This window comes from Halioxenophilus sp. WMMB6 (genome assembly GCF_033283405.1).
In the GTDB taxonomy this organism is placed as follows: Bacteria; Pseudomonadota; Gammaproteobacteria; order Pseudomonadales; family Cellvibrionaceae; genus Halioxenophilus.
The window spans coordinates 536,052-552,427 of record NZ_JAWMQR010000002.1 but is presented as its reverse complement, the minus strand read 5'-3'; the positions used below and the strand labels follow the sequence as shown (position 1 = coordinate 552,427).

The 16,376-nt window shown below is 55.2% G+C and carries 15 protein-coding genes; 5 read left to right on the top strand and 10 right to left on the bottom strand.

Features of this window, described 5'->3' with window-relative positions; genetic code table 11:
• Positions 1-99: 99 nt before the first annotated feature.
• Positions 100-315, bottom strand: a complete 216-nt coding sequence (gene rpsU / locus SBL51_RS08105) for a 30S ribosomal protein S21 (RefSeq protein ID WP_317930395.1) — start codon at positions 313-315, stop codon at positions 100-102.
• A gap of 310 nt (positions 316-625) precedes the next feature.
• Between rpsU and tsaD the strand changes: the two genes are divergently transcribed.
• The 3 genes from tsaD (at position 626) to SBL51_RS08090 (ending at position 3,332) form a co-directional block, all read left to right on the top strand.
• On the top strand, positions 626-1,663 hold the full coding sequence (gene tsaD, locus SBL51_RS08100) for a tRNA (adenosine(37)-N6)-threonylcarbamoyltransferase complex transferase subunit TsaD (RefSeq protein ID WP_317930394.1): 1,038 nt from the start codon (positions 626-628) through the stop codon (positions 1,661-1,663).
• 25 nt (positions 1,664-1,688) lie between these two features.
• Entirely contained in the window at positions 1,689-2,051 is a 363-nt protein-coding gene (gene folB, locus SBL51_RS08095) for a dihydroneopterin aldolase (RefSeq protein ID WP_317930393.1), read from the top strand.
• Between the two features lie 354 nt (positions 2,052-2,405).
• Positions 2,406-3,332 (top strand): DMT family transporter, encoded by a 927-nt coding sequence (locus SBL51_RS08090; RefSeq protein ID WP_317930392.1) that lies wholly within the window; start codon positions 2,406-2,408, stop codon positions 3,330-3,332.
• Here SBL51_RS08090 and SBL51_RS08085 read toward each other — a convergent pair.
• Positions 3,315-4,616 (bottom strand): sensor histidine kinase, encoded by a 1,302-nt coding sequence (locus SBL51_RS08085; RefSeq protein ID WP_317930391.1) that lies wholly within the window; start codon positions 4,614-4,616, stop codon positions 3,315-3,317. The genes SBL51_RS08090 and SBL51_RS08085 overlap by 18 nt on opposite strands.
• Before the next feature lie 473 nt (positions 4,617-5,089).
• Here SBL51_RS08085 and SBL51_RS08080 point away from each other — a divergent pair, with 473 nt between their 5' ends.
• A complete protein-coding gene (locus SBL51_RS08080; RefSeq protein WP_317930390.1) occupies positions 5,090-5,653 on the top strand; it encodes a response regulator in 564 nt (187 codons plus the stop codon).
• A gap of 43 nt (positions 5,654-5,696) precedes the next feature.
• Here the strand turns inward: SBL51_RS08080 and SBL51_RS08075 are convergent, their stop codons facing one another.
• Genes SBL51_RS08075 through SBL51_RS08065 form a run of 3 tightly spaced genes read right to left on the bottom strand, consistent with a single transcriptional unit; the run spans position 5,697 to position 10,440 of the window.
• Complete coding sequence (locus SBL51_RS08075) at positions 5,697-7,205, bottom strand: SpoVR family protein (protein ID WP_317930389.1); 1,509 nt, start codon at positions 7,203-7,205, stop codon at positions 5,697-5,699.
• Entirely contained in the window at positions 7,202-8,485 is a 1,284-nt protein-coding gene (locus SBL51_RS08070; RefSeq protein WP_317930388.1) for a YeaH/YhbH family protein, read from the bottom strand. The genes SBL51_RS08075 and SBL51_RS08070 overlap by 4 nt, the downstream gene beginning before the upstream one ends.
• A 32-nt stretch (positions 8,486-8,517) precedes the next feature.
• Positions 8,518-10,440, bottom strand: a complete 1,923-nt coding sequence (locus tag SBL51_RS08065; RefSeq protein WP_317930387.1) for a PrkA family serine protein kinase — start codon at positions 10,438-10,440, stop codon at positions 8,518-8,520.
• A gap of 393 nt (positions 10,441-10,833) precedes the next feature.
• Between SBL51_RS08065 and galE the strand changes: the two genes are divergently transcribed.
• Positions 10,834-11,856: a UDP-glucose 4-epimerase GalE gene (gene galE, locus SBL51_RS08060; protein ID WP_317930386.1), complete on the top strand. Its 1,023-nt coding sequence runs from the start codon at positions 10,834-10,836 to the stop codon at positions 11,854-11,856.
• 28 nt (positions 11,857-11,884) lie between these two features.
• On the opposite strand, the gene SBL51_RS08055 is transcribed toward galE, so the two are convergent.
• From SBL51_RS08055 to SBL51_RS08035, 5 genes are all read right to left on the bottom strand, one after another.
• Positions 11,885-12,700: a symmetrical bis(5'-nucleosyl)-tetraphosphatase gene (locus tag SBL51_RS08055; protein WP_317930385.1), complete on the bottom strand. Its 816-nt coding sequence runs from the start codon at positions 12,698-12,700 to the stop codon at positions 11,885-11,887.
• 9 nt (positions 12,701-12,709) lie between these two features.
• Positions 12,710-13,084, bottom strand: a complete 375-nt coding sequence (gene apaG, locus SBL51_RS08050; protein WP_317930384.1) for a Co2+/Mg2+ efflux protein ApaG — start codon at positions 13,082-13,084, stop codon at positions 12,710-12,712.
• Between the two features lie 140 nt (positions 13,085-13,224).
• Positions 13,225-14,013 carry a 16S rRNA (adenine(1518)-N(6)/adenine(1519)-N(6))-dimethyltransferase RsmA gene (rsmA, locus tag SBL51_RS08045; protein ID WP_317930383.1) on the bottom strand — a complete coding sequence of 263 codons (789 nt, stop codon included), beginning with the start codon at positions 14,011-14,013 and terminating at the stop codon, positions 13,225-13,227.
• 22 nt (positions 14,014-14,035) lie between these two features.
• Positions 14,036-15,052 carry a 4-hydroxythreonine-4-phosphate dehydrogenase PdxA gene (gene pdxA, locus SBL51_RS08040; RefSeq protein ID WP_317930382.1) on the bottom strand — a complete coding sequence of 339 codons (1,017 nt, stop codon included), beginning with the start codon at positions 15,050-15,052 and terminating at the stop codon, positions 14,036-14,038.
• The gene (locus SBL51_RS08035) at positions 15,030-16,373 is read right to left on the bottom strand and encodes a peptidylprolyl isomerase (RefSeq protein WP_317930381.1); all 1,344 of its coding nucleotides are present in this window, start codon (positions 16,371-16,373) and stop codon (positions 15,030-15,032) included. The genes pdxA and SBL51_RS08035 overlap by 23 nt, the downstream gene beginning before the upstream one ends.
• Positions 16,374-16,376: the final 3 nt, after the last annotated feature.

Here is a 16,376-nt window from a genome sequence, read left to right as displayed (position 1 = left end):
AACCAGGGCGGGCCCTGATGTGGTGACGGCTGAGGCTTGGTGGATCAGGGGATGTGGGCAGTTAGCGCGAATCCCAGCTGACGGTAGCTTGCGTACGGCTTAGTAAAGACGCTGAAACTTGCGGCTTTCGCGTTGCACTTTTTTCGCGTGGCGCTTAACGGCAGCAGCGGCTTGGCGCTTGCGTACAGTCGTTGGCTTTTCGTAGTGCTCGCGACGACGAACTTCAGCCAGGACGCCGGCCTTTTCACACGAGCGCTTGAAGCGGCGCAGGGCAATGTCGAACGGCTCGTTTTCTTTGATCTTTACTGATGGCATAGAGCTACCTATATTCGGTTAGACGCTTTGGTCGCTTATCTTTCAGTGCACTAGTGGTGTTCAGAGCCCGTTCGGGGTGTTCACTAATAGGCGCCTGCGGAATAAAAATACTCAATTAAATGACCAATTTAAGGGGCGCAGAGTCTAAACCCTTGCCCGATTGCTTGCAAGTCTTATCTGATTGATTTTTACCCATGGGCGGGACAAACCGCTGGCGAAGCGGTGCGTTGCGACTTATTATGACGCCCCTTTAAAATTCGGCTGGTTAGAAAACAACCGCCTCACTTTCGATTGGTAATCACTGCTATCCATGCGCGTACTCGGTATTGAGACCTCCTGCGATGAGACTGGTGTCGCTATCTACGACACCGATCTCGGTCTGTTGGCGCACACGCTGTTCAGCCAGGCCGACGTTCATGCCGAGTATGGTGGGGTGGTGCCGGAGCTGGCCTCCCGCGACCACGTGCGCAAACTGCTGCCTCTGGTGCGAGAAACCCTGGCTGCCGCCAATACCACCCAGCAACAGGTCGATGCGGTGGCCTACACCGCCGGCCCGGGGTTGATTGGCGCACTGTTGGTGGGTGCCTGTTTTGCCCGCTCCCTGGCCTATGCCTGGGGCGTGCCCGCTTTGGGTGTGCACCATATGGAGGGGCACCTGCTGGCACCCATGCTGGAGGCCGAGCCGCCGGAGTTTCCGTTTGTGGCGTTGCTGGTCTCCGGTGGCCACACTCAACTGGTGGATGTCGCGGGCCCCGGCAACTACCAGATTTTAGGTGAATCGTTGGATGATGCTGCCGGTGAGGCGTTTGATAAAACCGCCAAGATGCTCGACCTCGACTACCCCGGTGGCCCCCATGTGGCGCGCTTGGCCGAACGGGGCGTGGCGGGGCGCTTTGAATTTCCGCGGCCGATGGTGGATCGCCCGGGCCTCGATTTCAGCTTCAGTGGTTTAAAAACCTTCACCTTGAACACCATCGCCCAACACAGACAGGCGGATGGTCTGCCCGATGACCAAACCTGTGCTGATATCGCCTACGCGTTTCAGGAGGCGGTGGTGCAGACTCTGGCCATTAAATGCCGGCGGGCCATAGAGCAGACCGGTTATAAAACTCTGGTGATGGCCGGTGGCGTTTCGGCCAATGTCCGGTTGCGGCAAGTGCTGCAGGAGCAACTGGCCAAGGTGGGCGGGCGGGTCTTTTACGCTCGCCACGAATTCTGTACCGACAACGGTGCCATGATCGCCTATGCCGGGGCCACCCGTTTGCAATTGGGGCAGTCTCAGGCGTTGGCCGTTAATGTCTTTCCCCGCTGGGATATGACCAGCCTGCCGCCGTTGGGGCAGTCCTGACCGACGCCGTTTTTTGTTGAGTGTGATGTCTGTGGATAAGGTATTTATTGACGATCTTGGGGTGGAAACCGTAATTGGAATCTATCCCTGGGAGCAACAGGTCAAGCAGATGCTGTCGGTCAGCCTTGCCATGGGCTGGGATATTCGCCAGGCGGCGGAGAGCGACGATATTGCCCGTACACTTAATTACGCGGAGGTGGCTGAATATATTCAACTGTACGCCAACGAGCATACCCATCTGTTGCTGGAGTCGTTTGTTGAGGATTTGGCGGCGCGTTTAATTAATCGTTTTGGCTTGCCCTGGGTGCGTATCCGTGTGGCAAAAAAATCGACGGTGCCGCGGGCCAGCCAAGTGGGTGTGGAGATAGAGCGCAGCGCCGCCAAGTAAATGGTTACCGCTAGCGAAAATATTTTATGCGCGCCAAAAAGCCGGGTTAAGCCTGAAGCGGCCGAAAAATAACTTGACCTGCCGATTGAATGCCACCAGACTCCAGCGAATTCATTGGCCACTTCTGGCACTAATTTATCTGTTTTTTTATCTGATTATTCACCCATGATGACACTACTCCGTTCCAAACCGACTTTTGCTGCTGCTCGCCCAGTTCGCTGGTGTCGCGTGTTGCGCATTATGTGCTGTTGGCCTGGAGTTTGGTTGAATAACCTCTGATTGTAACAATCAAGAAACTCGAAAGCCGCAGCCAACACTGCGGCTTTTTTTTTGCCTGCTGATTTGGAGCTTAGTGTGAAAATTGCAGCTGCCTATATTTTTGTTGTGGTCGTTTGGGCAACGACGCCGTTGGCTATCTTTTTTAGTACACAGGATTTGGGGTTTTTATTGTCGTTGAGTGTGCGCATGCTGTTGGGTGTGGTTCTGGTGGTGCTCACGCTGCCATTTATTGGCGCGGCGGTGGTGGCCGAACGGCGCTTTTGGCTAACCAGCGCTATCGCCTCTATCGGCGTTTTTCCCAGCATGCCTTTGGTCTATTGGTCGACCGGGCATATTCCCACCGGGTTGGTGTCTCTGCTGTTCTCATCGGCCCCATTTTTTGTTGGGCTGCTATCGAAAATCGTGTTGCGCGAAACCATGGGTATGAAACGCAGTGCCGGTATTGCGGTAGCGTTTGTCGGCCTGGTGGTGGTGTTTATTGATCAGATGCGGATTGGCATTGATTCGGTATTGGGTATTCTCGCCATGTTGCTGGCTACCTCTCTATTTGCGATATCGGCGGTAATGATGAAAAAGCAAAACTCACAGGTGCCACCGGTGCAGCAGAGTGGTGGCTCGATGTTTTGTGCGCTGCCGGGGCTATGGTTGAGTTGGTGGTTCACCGGCGGTGAGCTGCCGGCAACTGTTCATTGGCAGCCAACCATGGCGCTGGTCTATCTGGCCGTGGTGGCATCGGTGTTAGGCTTTAGTGCTTACTACTATTTATTGAAGCATCTATCGGCCAGCTCGGTTTCGTTGGTGAGTATGATCTCGCCGGTGTTAGCGATTGTGCTGGGTGTGATTTTTAAAGGCGAGCAGATTAACGCGGCCTTCCTTTTTGGTGCGTTAATTTTACTGTTTGGTCTGTTGATTTATTCCGACTTGACGATGCTGTTTAAAGTGCGACTAGGGAAAAATTCAGCGGCCAATAAGTTTACCGGCCAATCACTCCGGGCGAAGTGACAGGCGATCAGCATCGCTGGGTTGCAGGTGATGAATGGGCAGGGTTATGGTAAAGGTGGTGCCTTCGCCCTTCTTGCTGTTGGCGGTAATGGTGCCCTGATGATTTTGTATTATGCCGTAGGAGACGGCCAGCCCCAGACCGGTACCTTCGCCCACCGGTTTGGTGGTAAAAAACGGGTCGTAGATTCGATCCAGTACCGATTTCGGAATGCCACTTCCGGAGTCGGTAATGGTTATGGTGATTTCATTCGCGTTGGTCTGCTCGGTGGTAATGGTGATGTCACCGTACTCTTCAATTGCCTGAGCGGCATTAACCAACAGGTTGACCAAAACCTGATTAATTTGCGGCATGACGCACTCGACCATGGGCAGCATGCTGAAATTTTTGGTTACCCGCGCTTTGTATTTTAGCTGGTTGCCGGCGATATTCAGGGCCGAAACAATGCAGGCGTTAATGTCGCCCGGCTGCCAGGCGTTTTGTTCGGGGTGCGAAAATACTTTTAAGTCGTTAATGATCTGCGTGACCCGCTCGACACCGGTAAGGGATTCGGCCACCAGCTGTTTGGCATCGTCCACTAAAAAATTGTAATCCTGCTTTTGCAACTGTTGGCGAGCATCCAACCAGGCTTTACTGTCGGCCAGATCGTCAGGGAGCTGCACGAAGGCGGAGAACAGCTGGGCGAAGTCGCTGCAGTAGAGCGCCAAGGTTTGCAGGTTGGAGTTGATGTAGGCGATTGGGTTGTTGATTTCGTGGGCGATGCCGGCCGAGAGCTGGCCGAGTGAGGCCATTTTTTCCGCCTGCATCAACTGATGGTGCGTCTGTTTCAGGCGCTGGTTGGTTTCACTCAACTCCCGGGTGCGGCTGGTTACCAGCTCCTCCAGGTATTGCGCACGGCGGCGCAGAGCCAATTGCGTTTGTACCCGGGCCAACAACTCCTCGCGGCTGAACGGGGTGGTGAGATAGTCGTCGGCACCCTGCTGAAAAGCGGCGGCCACGGTGTCGGGGCGGTTGTCGGAGGAGACCACCAATACCCGAGGCTGACGGTTGCGCGGTAATTTGGGAATCTGTTTCAGCACATCCATACCGGAGATCTCCGGCATATTCATATCCAGCAGCAATAGGTCGATGTTCTGTTCCGACATGGTGGCCAGGCAGCTGGCACCATTTTCGGCTTGAATCACCTGGCTGTAGATTGGGCTAAGTATGGATTGAATTAGCAGTTGGTTCACCGGGCTATCATCGGTGACCAGAATTCTCGGACTCTGTGCCTGAGGAGGATTCATGCGATTGACTTATTGTGGTTGGCAAGGCCGGGTTTCGTGGTTATTGATTAACCCCCTGCTAGGCAGGCCCAGGGAGGTTGACCGGCCAGAGTATACACGTAAAAAAAAGCCCCCATAAACAGCTTGGGGGCTATAAACCATGTCAATCGATTTCGGCGCTTGTTGCAAACAGGCGCCAGGGAAGAAAAAAACCCCTCGATACAGCTGAGGGGAAAGGGTCTTAGGGTGTTCGTTGGTGCGATTAACCTGTTAACCGCTAAGAGATGTGTCCATTGTACATTACCTGACTAAGCTGTCAATGTTGTCTAATGTAAAATAAATGTATAAAGATTTGTCAAAATATGTACATTTGTCATGTAAGGCAGGTTATAGTGATCGCCGCTGCACAGCTCGGAGAGGAGGGCGCTCCGATCACCAAAATAAAAAGAGGCAGAAGACAGGCTGACCCTGAACTATTGAGGATGTTGTAAGTAATGGCTGAGATTCGGGTTCTGACCACCGGTGAGGCGGCCAAGTATTGCGGTGTGAACTTTCGTACCATTATCCGCTGGATCGAGCGCGGCAAGCTGCGCGCCTACAAGCTCCCCGGCCGGGGTGATCATCGCATTCGTGAAGAGGATTTCGTGGCTTTCCTGCGCGAGAATGACCTGCCTGTGCCAGAGGAGTTCGACGGTGCGCCCCGCTCAGTTCTAGTGGTTGAAGACAACAAAGAGATGGCTTCGGCCATTAGCCGTGTGCTGCGCCGGGAGGGGTTTACGGTGGATGTGGCGCACGATGGCTTCAGTGCCGGTGCGCAATTGGCAACGCTTAAACCGGCCGTGATTACCCTGGATTTGAAAATGCCTGGCCTGGATGGCTATGGCGTGCTGCGTTATATCCGTTCCCAGGAGGAGCTGAAGCATCTGAAGGTGTTAGTGGTCTCTGCTGAAACCGAAGATGGCTTGAATCAAGCCCTGGACGAGGGTGCCAATGCTGTGTTGCGAAAACCTTTCGAAAACGACGCCCTGGTGGGCGCCATCAATCAGTTGCTGGTTTAGTGCCAGGCCAAACTGCCACCTAGACAATCACCACATTCAAATTCTACTCGTTGGCCTCGGCATGGGGCGGGCAGTGGTAGCTTTCGCAGATAACACCATCATCTAGTGAGTGCAGATGGACATCGAACCCCCAGATTCGATGCACGTGGCGCAATACCTCTTCGGTAGCATCGGCCAGAGGCACCCGGTTGTGGCGGGTGTGTTCCAGTGTGATTGAGCGATCACCGCGGACATTGACCCGGGTTACCTGAATATTGGGTTCGCGGTTACCCAGGTTGTACTGCCCGGCCAGGGATTCACGGATTTTTTGGTAGCCATCGCCATCGTGAATGGCATCGACAATGATGTCGTTCTCCAGGTTGTCATCGACAATGGTGAACAGTTTCAGGTCGCGCATCACCTTGGGTGACAGGTACTGCAGAATAAAACTCTCGTCTTTAAAGTTGCGCATGGCAAAGTGCAGGGTCTCCACCCAATCCTTGCCGGCGATCTCCGGGAACCAGTCGCGATCCTCGGCGGTTGGGTTTTCGCAAATACGGCGGATGTCGGAAAAGATGCTAAAGCCCAGGGTGTAGGGGTTTATGCCGGAAAAGTAGCGGCTGTTGTAGGGCGGTTGATAGACCACGCTGGTGTGGGATTGCAAAAACTCCAGCATAAAGCCATCGGATAATTTGCCGCGCTCGTAGAGTGTATTAAGCAGGGTGTAGTGCCAAAAGGTGGCCCAGCCTTCGTTCATTACCTGGGTCTGCCGCTGTGGATAGAAGTACTGCGCGACCTTGCGCACGATTCGTACTATCTCTCGCTGCCAGGGCTCCAGCAGTGGGGCGTTCTTCTCAAAGAAGTAGAGCAGGTTCTCTTGTGGTTCAGAGGGGTACTTGAACTCGGCTTTGCGGCTTTGGTTGGCCTCGGCCACTGGAATTGTGCGCCACAAATCATTCACCTGTCGTTGCAGGTACTCCTCCCGCTCTTTCTGACGGAACTGCTCTTCGGCATTGGAGATGGGGTAGGGGCGCTGGTAGCGGTCGACGCCATAGTTCATCAGGGCGTGGCAGGAGTCGAGTAGCTGCTCGACGGCATCAATGCCGTGCCGTTCTTCGCATTTGGCGACGTAGTTCTTGGCAAACACCAGGTAGTCGATAATGGACTCGGCGTCTGTCCAGGCGCGGAACAGGTAATTGCCCTTGAAGAACGAGTTGTGGCCATAGCAGGCGTGGGCAATTACCAGCGCCTGCATGGTCATGGTGTTCTCCTCCATCAAATAGGCGATGCAGGGCGAGGAGTTGATCACGATTTCGTAGGCGAGGCCCATCTGGCCGCGCTTGTAGGAGCGCTCGGTATTGAGAAACTGCTTACCGTAAGACCAGTGGCTGTAGCCAATGGGCATGCCCACCGAGGAGTAGGCATCCATCATCTGCTCAGAGCTGATAATTTCGATCTGGTTGGGGTAGGTGTCGAGGCCATACTCCTTGGCGATGGCACCAATTTCCCGATCGTAAGTTTCGATGAGTTCGAAGGTCCATTCCGAGCTGGTCGATATAGGCTGATTCATCATGCAGTTTTCTTTTGAAACAATTCTCTGAATACCGGATAGATATCGCCCATGTCGATGATTTGCTGCATGGCGAAGCAATCCGGATAAGCGGCGGCGACCGTTTCATACTCTTCCCACAGCGCCTGATGTTGGCGCGGGGTGATCTCTATGTAGGAGTAGTACTGCAGTTTGGGCAGTATGTCGTTGATTAACAGTGTTGAGCAGGTGCTGGAGTCGTCGTTCCAGTTGTCGCCATCGGACGCCTGGGCGCCGTAGACGTTCCACTCACTGGCTGGGTAGCGCTCTTCAAGGATATCTTTCATCAGGTAGAGCGCACTGGAGACAATGGTGCCACCGGTCTCCCGGGAGTAGAAAAACTCCTCCTCCTCGACCTCTTTGGCACTGGTGTGGTGGCGGATAAAGACCACATCGGTGCGTTCGTAATTGCGCTGTAGAAAGAGGTACAGGAGGATAAAAAAGCGCTTGGCCATATCTTTGGTGGCTTGGCTCATGGAGCCGGAGACATCCATGATGCAGAACATCACGGCCTTGCTGTGGGGGACCGGGTATTTAACCTGCAAGTTGTATTTGATGTCGAAGTCGTCCAGCCAGGGTACCCGTTGTACCGCTGCGCGCAGGTGGGCAATCTCTTCCAAAACGGCTTCGATGCGTTTGTGGTCGCGCAGGGCTGGGTCCATCGCCTCGAGTGCTGCCAGCTCCTCTTCCAGGGCTTTGATCTTTTTGCGTTTACCACTGGTTAAGGCAATGCGACGGGCGTTGGCAGAGCGCAGGGAACGAACGATATTAATCTGGCCGGGAGACCCCTGGTTGGAGACGCCGGCGCGGCGGGTTTTGAACTCTTCATTGCCCGAGAGCTGGCGCTTGACTAGGTTAGGTAGCTCCAGATCTTCGAACATAAAATCGAGGAACTCATCCTGGGTAATCTGGAAGACGAAGTCGTCCATCCCCTCACCCTGGTTGCTGGCGCTGCCATCACCCGAGCCGCCACCACCGCCTCCGCCACCCGGTGGTCGGGGGATTCTGTCACCGGAGACAAACTGGTCGTTACCGGGCAGTACCCGCTCCTGATGACCGCCGGGGCCGTGGTGAAACACGGGTTCGGTGATGTCCTTGGTGGGGATGCTGATCTGCTCCCCGTTTTCCATATCGGTAATCGAGCGGCGGGTAACGGCTTCGGACACCGCTTTCTTGATGTGGCTACGATAGCGACGCAAAAACCGCTGCCGATTCACCATGGACTTATTTTTGGCGTTCAGTCTTCGGTCTATGATGTAACTCATCAAATCTCCTCAGGGTGATTGATCAATAGTTACTACTGTGATTTTCTCACCCGCAGATACCACTCAGATAACAGGCGCACCTGTTTCTCTGTGTAGCCACGTTCGGTCATGCGATGCACAAAATCCTGGTGTTTTTTCTTGTCGTCGTTGGATGCCTTGGCATTAAAGGAGATAACCGGCAGTAAATCTTCGGTATTGGAGAACATTTTCTTCTCAATAACCGTACGCAATTTTTCGTAGCTGTTCCAAGCTGGATTTTTACCGTTGTTGTTGGCGCGGGCGCGCAAGACAAAGTTAACCACTTCATTGCGGAAATCTTTGGGGTTACTGATGCCGGCTGGTTTTTCAATTTTTTCCAACTCCTCGTTAAGTGAGGCGCGATCTAAAATTTCGCCGGTTTCAGGGTCGCGATACTCTTGATCCTGAATCCAGAAGTCGGCATAGGTAACGTAGCGATCAAAAATATTTTGGCCGTACTCAGCGTAGGACTCCAGGTACGCGGTTTGAATTTCCTTGCCAATAAACTCTACATATTTGGGTGCTAGGAACTCTTTTAAATAGCCGACGTAGCGATCTTGTATCTCCTGTTGGTACTGCTCTTGTTCGATTTGCTGTTCAAGCACATAAAGCAAGTGTACCGGGTTGGCGGCGACTTCGGTTGGGTCGAAGTTGAATACCTTGGACAAAATTTTGAAGGCAAAACGGGTGGATAAACCTGACATGCCTTCATCGACGCCGGCGTTATCTTTGTACTCCTGCAACGACTTGGCTTTGGGGTCGGTATCTTTGAGATTCTCGCCGTTATAGACCCGCATTTTGGAATAGACGTTGGAGTTCTCCGGTACTTTAATGCGCGACAGTACGCTGAATTGAGCGAGCATACTCAAGGTGTCTGGTGCGCATGGGGCATAAGCCAAAGAGGAGTTTTCCAGTAGCTTCTCGTAGATTTTAATCTCTTCCGAGACGCGTAAGCAGTAGGGGACTTTAACGATGTAAACCCGGTCGATAAAGGCTTCGTTGTTTTTGTTGGTTTTAAATGCCTGCCATTCACTTTCGTTGGAGTGGGCAAGAATAACGCCGTCGAAGGGGATCGCTCCCAGCCCTTCGGTGCTGTTGTAGTTGCCCTCCTGGGTGGCGGTGAGCAGTGGGTGCAACACCTTGATGGGCGCCTTGAACATCTCCACGAACTCCATGATGCCTTGGTTGGCTCGGCAGAGGCCGCCGGAGAAACTGTAGGCATCGGGGTCATTTTGCGGGAACTCTTCCAACTTGCGGATGTCGACCTTGCCCACCAGCGAGGAGATGTCCTGGTTATTTTCGTCGCCAGGTTCGGTTTTGGAAATGGCCACCTGATCCAGCATGGAGGGGTAGAGTTTTACCACCTTGAATTTGCTGATATCGCCATTGTAATCGTGCAGCCTTTTTACCGCCCAAGGCGACATAATGGTTTTTATATAACGAGAAGGAATACCATAATCCTCTCTAAGAATTTCACCATCTTCATCTGGGTCAAACAGGCCCAGCGGGCTCTCAAAAACCGGAGAGTCTTTGATGCAATAGATGGGCTGGCGCTCCATCAGCGATTTCAATTTTTCTGCGAGTGAGGATTTACCACCACCTACTGGCCCCAACAGATAGAGAATCTGTTTCTTCTCTTCCAAGCCTTGAGCGGCGTGTTTAAAGAAAGAGACAATCTGCTCGATGGCCTCCTCCATGCCATAAAACTCTTCGAAGGCTTTGTATCGCTTGATAATTTTGTTGGAGAAGATGCGGGAGAGGCGGGTATCTAGGGAGGTGTCGACCAGTTCCGGATCACCGATGGCCATCAGCATGCGTTCGGCGGCGGTGGCGTATACACTTGGGTCCGATTTGCAGAGGTCGAGGTACTCTTGGATGGTGAGCTCCTCTTCCTGGGTGGCAGTGTAGCGCTCCTGATAATGACTAAAAATACTCATCTAATGCATCCTCTTGCGATTTGATGGGAGCGGCGGGCGGTTAGAGACCCGTCATAGGGTCGGAGGGCGGTGCTGACCAAAACAGGACCCTGTTTTAATCATAGCGGAAACCTTTGAGTTCACCGCGCGATTGATGCACCACTAACCTGTGCCGTCGCTGGTAGCGAATTTTGTTCCGCGTGGGCTTTCTCCTCACATGCAACTTATAACAACGTCTGGTGCGTTTAGTTCAGGTAACGGACAAGAGTACGTTGTTCACCTATGAACGGTTGACCGGGAGGCGGTAGCCGGACTGTAATGACTTCATGAATACATTTATTATTTGATCATTGCAATAGAAACTGCAATAAAAAGATCGGAAAAAAAATTAATCGGATGCGGAATAAATTAAACATGGGAAAGATTTTGGTTACCGGGGGCGCGGGCTATATCGGCAGTCATACCTGCGTTGAGCTGCTGCAGGCCGGCTACGAACTGATTGTCCTCGACAACCTTGAAAACAGTAAGCTTGAAGCACTGCAGCGGGTGGAAAGAATCACTGGCAAAACGTTGCAGTTTGTCCGCGCTGATATTCGTGATCGGGGGGCATTGGAAGCGCTGTTCAGTGAAAATAGCATTGCCGGTGTGATCCACTTTGCCGGTCTTAAGGCGGTGGGTGAGTCCGCCGAGCAGCCGCTGCGCTACTATGACAATAATGTGGCAGGAACGGTAACCTTGGCCGAGGTGATGGAAGCCTTTGGCTGTACCAATATTGTCTTCAGTTCCTCGGCAACTGTGTATGGCGAAAAAGCGCCAATTCCCTATGTGGAAACTCTGCCAACAGCGGCCAGCAATGTTTATGGCCGCACCAAGTTGATGGTGGAGGAGATCCTCAAAGACGTTTGCGCCAAGCCCGATTCCCCCTGGCGGGTCTCTCTGCTGCGTTATTTCAATCCCATTGGTGCCCACCCGAGCGGTTTGATCGGTGAAGATCCCAACGGCATACCCAATAATCTGCTGCCTTACATCGCGCAGGTAAGTGTTGGTAAGCGGGACTATCTGGGGGTGTTTGGTGACGACTACCCCACTCGCGATGGCACAGGGGTGCGCGATTATATTCATGTGGTGGACCTGGCGCGGGGGCATCTGGCGGCCCTCAACAAGCTGTTTGCCGCTAGCGCCGGTTGGCAGGTGTATAACCTAGGTGCCGGCCGTGGGCTGAGTGTGCTGGAGATGGTCGCCGCCTATGAGCAGGCGTGTGGCAAGCCTATTCCCTACCAGGTGCTACCGCGCCGGGCTGGCGACTTGGCAGAGTTCTATGCCGATGCCAGCAAGGCGAAGTTGGAACTGGAGTGGGAGGTTGAGCTGGGCTTGGAGGCAATGGTCGCCGATACCTGGCGTTGGCAATCGAACAATCCCAATGGCTATGGTGACTAGCTTCGCTGGGGTCGAACTCTGGGGCGGCCTATGAAGGGCAACGGCACTGCCAGCGACGGCCGTCTTCCAGGCAGAGCAGGGTGAGCCGGTTGCCCCACACGCAACCGGTATCCAGGCCAATGGCCTTGTGGCTGTGGGTTTCGCCATTCAGTGCTGCCCAGTGGCCAAAGATTACCGGTGGATTGTCGGGTTTGGCCAGGTAGTGTTGAAACCAGGGTTGATAGCCCACCGGGGCGTGCCCGGGCTCCTCTTTTGAGGTTAATTCCAATTCGCCATCGGCTTTACAAAAGCGCATGCGGGTGAAGTAGTTGGTGATTACTCGCAAACGCTCAAAGCCTTGTAATTCATCACTCCAGATCAGTGGCTTGTTGCCATACATATTGGCCAGGAAGTTTTCAAACTGGCTGTCGTCACGCAGTACCTCTTCCACTTCAGCGCTGCGCGCCAGGGCAGCAGCAATGCTCCACTGTGGGGGGATGCCGGCATGCACCAGCGCGTAACCGAGCGATTCGTCCCAGTGGACTAAGGGCATTTGGCGTAACCACGCCAGCCACTGGTGGTGTTCGGGGTGTTCCAGAATGGTGTGCAGCGTGTCACTGCGGGAAGCCTTGCGGTGGCCGAAGGCGTAGGCCAGCAGGTGCAGGTCGTGATTACCCAGCACACACACTACGCAGTCGCGTAGGTCGTAGAGGTAGGCCAGGGTTTCGGCCGATTTCGGCCCGCGATTAACCAAGTCACCCACCAGCCATAGTCGATCCCTGGTGGGATCAAATTTTACCTCTTGCAGCAGGCAAAGCAGTGGGTCCAGGCAACCTTGTAGGTCGCCCACGGCGTAGGTAGGCATGGGCCGATACTAGTGCAGTGCGTGCGGTGGTACCAGGGCAAAGGTGGGGACCGGTGCATCGAAGGTGGCGCCGTCATCGGTCACCATCTGATAGCTACCCTCCATGGTGCCGTACTCGGTTTCCAGGACGACGCCGCTGGTGTAGGTGAACTCTTCGCCTGGGTCCAGGTGTGGTTGTTCGCCGACAACGCCATCGCCGCGCACCTCCTGTACGCTGTTATCACCGTTGGTGATGCGCCAGTGGCGGCTGATCAGTTGTGTGGGGATATCACTCTGGTTGCGAATAGTGACGGTGTAGGCGTAGACAAAGCGGTGGTCCGCTGGATCACTCTGCTCGGCTATATAGTGGGTCTTAACGAGAACGTCTATGGGATTGGCTGGCATGGATAACTCTTCTCAATTACAGCGGGCAGCCACTGGCAAACCAGTCTGATGCCGTCTAGGTCCAGGTTTGATCGCTCCAGTGTACTGCTAACTTTGTGGGGAGTCATCACTCGCCAATACCCGATTTTACAACGCCGGGTTTAGGCGGCTGGCCGGCTCTGGCAGTAATTGCTCATCCGCACATAGTCGATACCGCAGATGGTCTCCGGGCGCGCCCCCGGGTTGATACCCAGCTGCTCAAATTCTGCTTCCGAAAGCCAGCTGCGCAGGGCGTTGCGCAGGGTTTTGCGCCGTTGTTGGAAGGCAGTGGTTACCAGCTTGTCGAGCTCGCGGACATCCGTGGCGGGTAGCTCCGGTGCCGGGCGCGGGGTGAGCCGAACAATCGCGGAATCGACCTTGGGGCGGGGCACAAAACACTCCGGTGGCACATTAAACAACTGGTCCACCCGGCAGTGGTATTGAGTCATGATGCTCAGCCGACCGTAGCTTTTATTGCCGGGTTCCGCCGCCATCCGTTCAACCACCTCCTTTTGCAGCATGAAGTGCATATCCTGCACTCGGTCACCCAGCGCCAGCAGATGGAAAATCAGGGGTGTGGAGATGTTGTAGGGCAGGTTGCCGACGATGCGCAGGGGGTGGCCGGCCGACCAGAGGCTGGCGAAATCAAATTTAAGAGCGTCGGCCTGGTGAATTTTAAAGCCGGCGTAGTTGGCAAACTGAGCCAGCAGAATGGGGATCAGGTCCCGGTCCAGCTCCACCACATTGAGGGTTTTCGCCCTCTGCAGCAGCAGCGCTGTGATAGCCCCCTTGCCCGGGCCAATCTCCACCAGGTTGTCCTCTTCCCGAACCGCTATAGAGTCGACGATGTGGGCGATGACGCTCGGGTCGTGCAAAAAATTCTGGCCGAAGCGTTTACGGGCTTTGTGCATGTGGATTCCAGGAGCGGGGTGATCAGGCGTTAACGGCGCCCATATTAACCATGGCGAGGGCCTGGTCAATGGCTTCGGCCAGGCTGCCAGTGTTGGCGCGGCCGCTGCCGGCGAGCTCCAGGGCGGTACCATGGTCGACCGAGGTGCGCACAATGGGCAGCCCCAGGGTGATGTTAACTGAGCGGTGAAAACCTTTGTATTTCAATACCGGCAGACCCTGGTCGTGATACATGGCGAGCACAGCATCGGCCTGGGCCAGGTGGCTGGGGGTAAAGGCGGTATCGGCCGGCAATGGCCCTTGCAGCAACATGCCCTGTTGTTGCAACTGCTCGACTACCGGGCTGATCACCTCCAGCTCTTCGCGACCGAGGTGGCCCCCCTCGCCGGCGTGGGGGTTGAGGCCACACACCAGAATGCGGGGCGATTTCAGGCCAAATTTCTGTTCCAGGTCGGCGTGCAGAATGGTTAGGGTCTGGTGCAGGGCGTCGGGGGTGATGGCGTCGGACACCTCCCGCAGCGGCAGGTGGGTGGTGGCCAGGGCCACCCGCAGGCCGGCGGTGGCGAGCATCATCACCACCCGCTCAGTGCTGGTTTTGGTGGCCAGGTATTCGGTATGGCCACTGAATGGGATTCCGGCGTCGTTGATAATACCCTTGTGCACCGGGCCGGTAACCAGCCCCTGTAGGCGGCCGGCCAGACAGTGGTCAATAGCCACATCCAGACAGCTGAGTACAAAGCGGGCATTGGCGGCATTCAGCTGGCCGGCGCAGGCGGGCGCGGCCAATGGCTGGTCGATCAGCAGCAGCTCGCCGGTAGCGCAGGGAGTGGTGTCGAGGGCGTCGAAGGCGCGCAGGCGGATGGGTAGCCCCAGGCTTTGGGCGCGCTCTTCAAGCAGCTGGTGGTTGCTGATGACCACCAGGTCGGCGACTTGTGTCTGTTGCGCCAGCTGCACAACCAGGTCGGGGCCGATGCCGGCGGGTTCGCCCGGCGTTAGCGCCAGGCGGGGTCGGAGCGGGTTAGCGGAGCTTGGTTTCGACATAGGCCTGGGAGCGCAGTTCTTGTAGCCAGATATCCAGCTCTTCATTGAAGCGCCGGCTGCGCAGCAGGTTGATCGCCTGGTTGCGAATGACGGTGTCGGTCATGTTTTCGTTGCGGCGATCATCCACCGTCAGGATGTGCCAGCCAAACTGGCTGCGGAAGGGTTGGCTCACCTCGCCCACCTTGGTCTGTTCCAGCACCTGCTCAAATTCAGGCACAAATTTACCGGGCAGAGACCAACCCAGGTCGCCACCGGCCAGCATGGAGCCGATATCCTCGGAGTTCTCCTTGGCCAGCGCTGAGAAGTCGGCGCCATCCAATACCTGCTGACGCAGGTCGATCAGTTTGTTGTAGGCCTGTTCGTCGCTGAGAATCTCTGAAGGCTTAATCAGAATGTGACGCACCTTGGCCTGTGGTACTACCGTCTGTTCGGCACCGCGGCGATTGTAGATCTTCAAAATATGGAAGCCGGCCCCACTTTTGAACGGCTCGGTGACGTCGCCGACACCCTTGCCGTCAAGCTGCTCGCTGAACAGTGTGGGCAGCTCCACCGCCTTGCGCCAACCGAGGGCACCGCCCTGCAGGGCGTTTTGGCCGCTGGAGTGGCTCACCGCCAAGGCCTGGAAGTCGCCACCCTTTTGCAGTTCGCGATAGATGGTTTGGGCCCTGGCCTGGGTGTTGGTTAAATCTTCGCCGCGGCCGTTGCCCGAGAAGGCGACCAGGATGTGGCCCAGATCGTACTCGGGGGAGAGCCAGAATTTGCCCTCCTCAGAGTTGAGGAAGTTGTCCACCTCCTGGTCGGTAATCTGAATGCGGTAATAGACACGTGCCTGCTGCACCTTCTGTACCAGCAGTTCATCGCGCAGCTGTTGGCGCAGAGCATCGAGAGTGAGGCCATCTTCGGCCAGCTTGGCGAGGAATTGATCCGGGCCGAGCTTGTTCGAGGCGCGCATGCGTTCCACGGTCTGGTCAATTTCGGCATCGGTCACATCCATGCCCATGCGCTCGGCCAGGGACAGCTGCAGACGTTGCACAATCAGGTGTTCAAGCACCTGCTCACGCAGGACATCGTCGGGTGGCAGTGAGCCACGGGATTTAATCTGGTTGCGTACCTGAGCCAGTTGGTGATCCAACTCGCTGGCCATCACCACATCTTCGTCCACCACCGCAACCACGTGGTCGAGGTCTTCAATTTTGGCCTGGCCAACCAACGGCGCGCCAATTAGGCCGGCCAGGGACAAGGCGGCCAACAGCCGGCGTGAGCGGGTCGACACCTGGCGGCTTGGCAACAGGGTGGGGAGAAGCTTGCGAAGTGAAATCATATA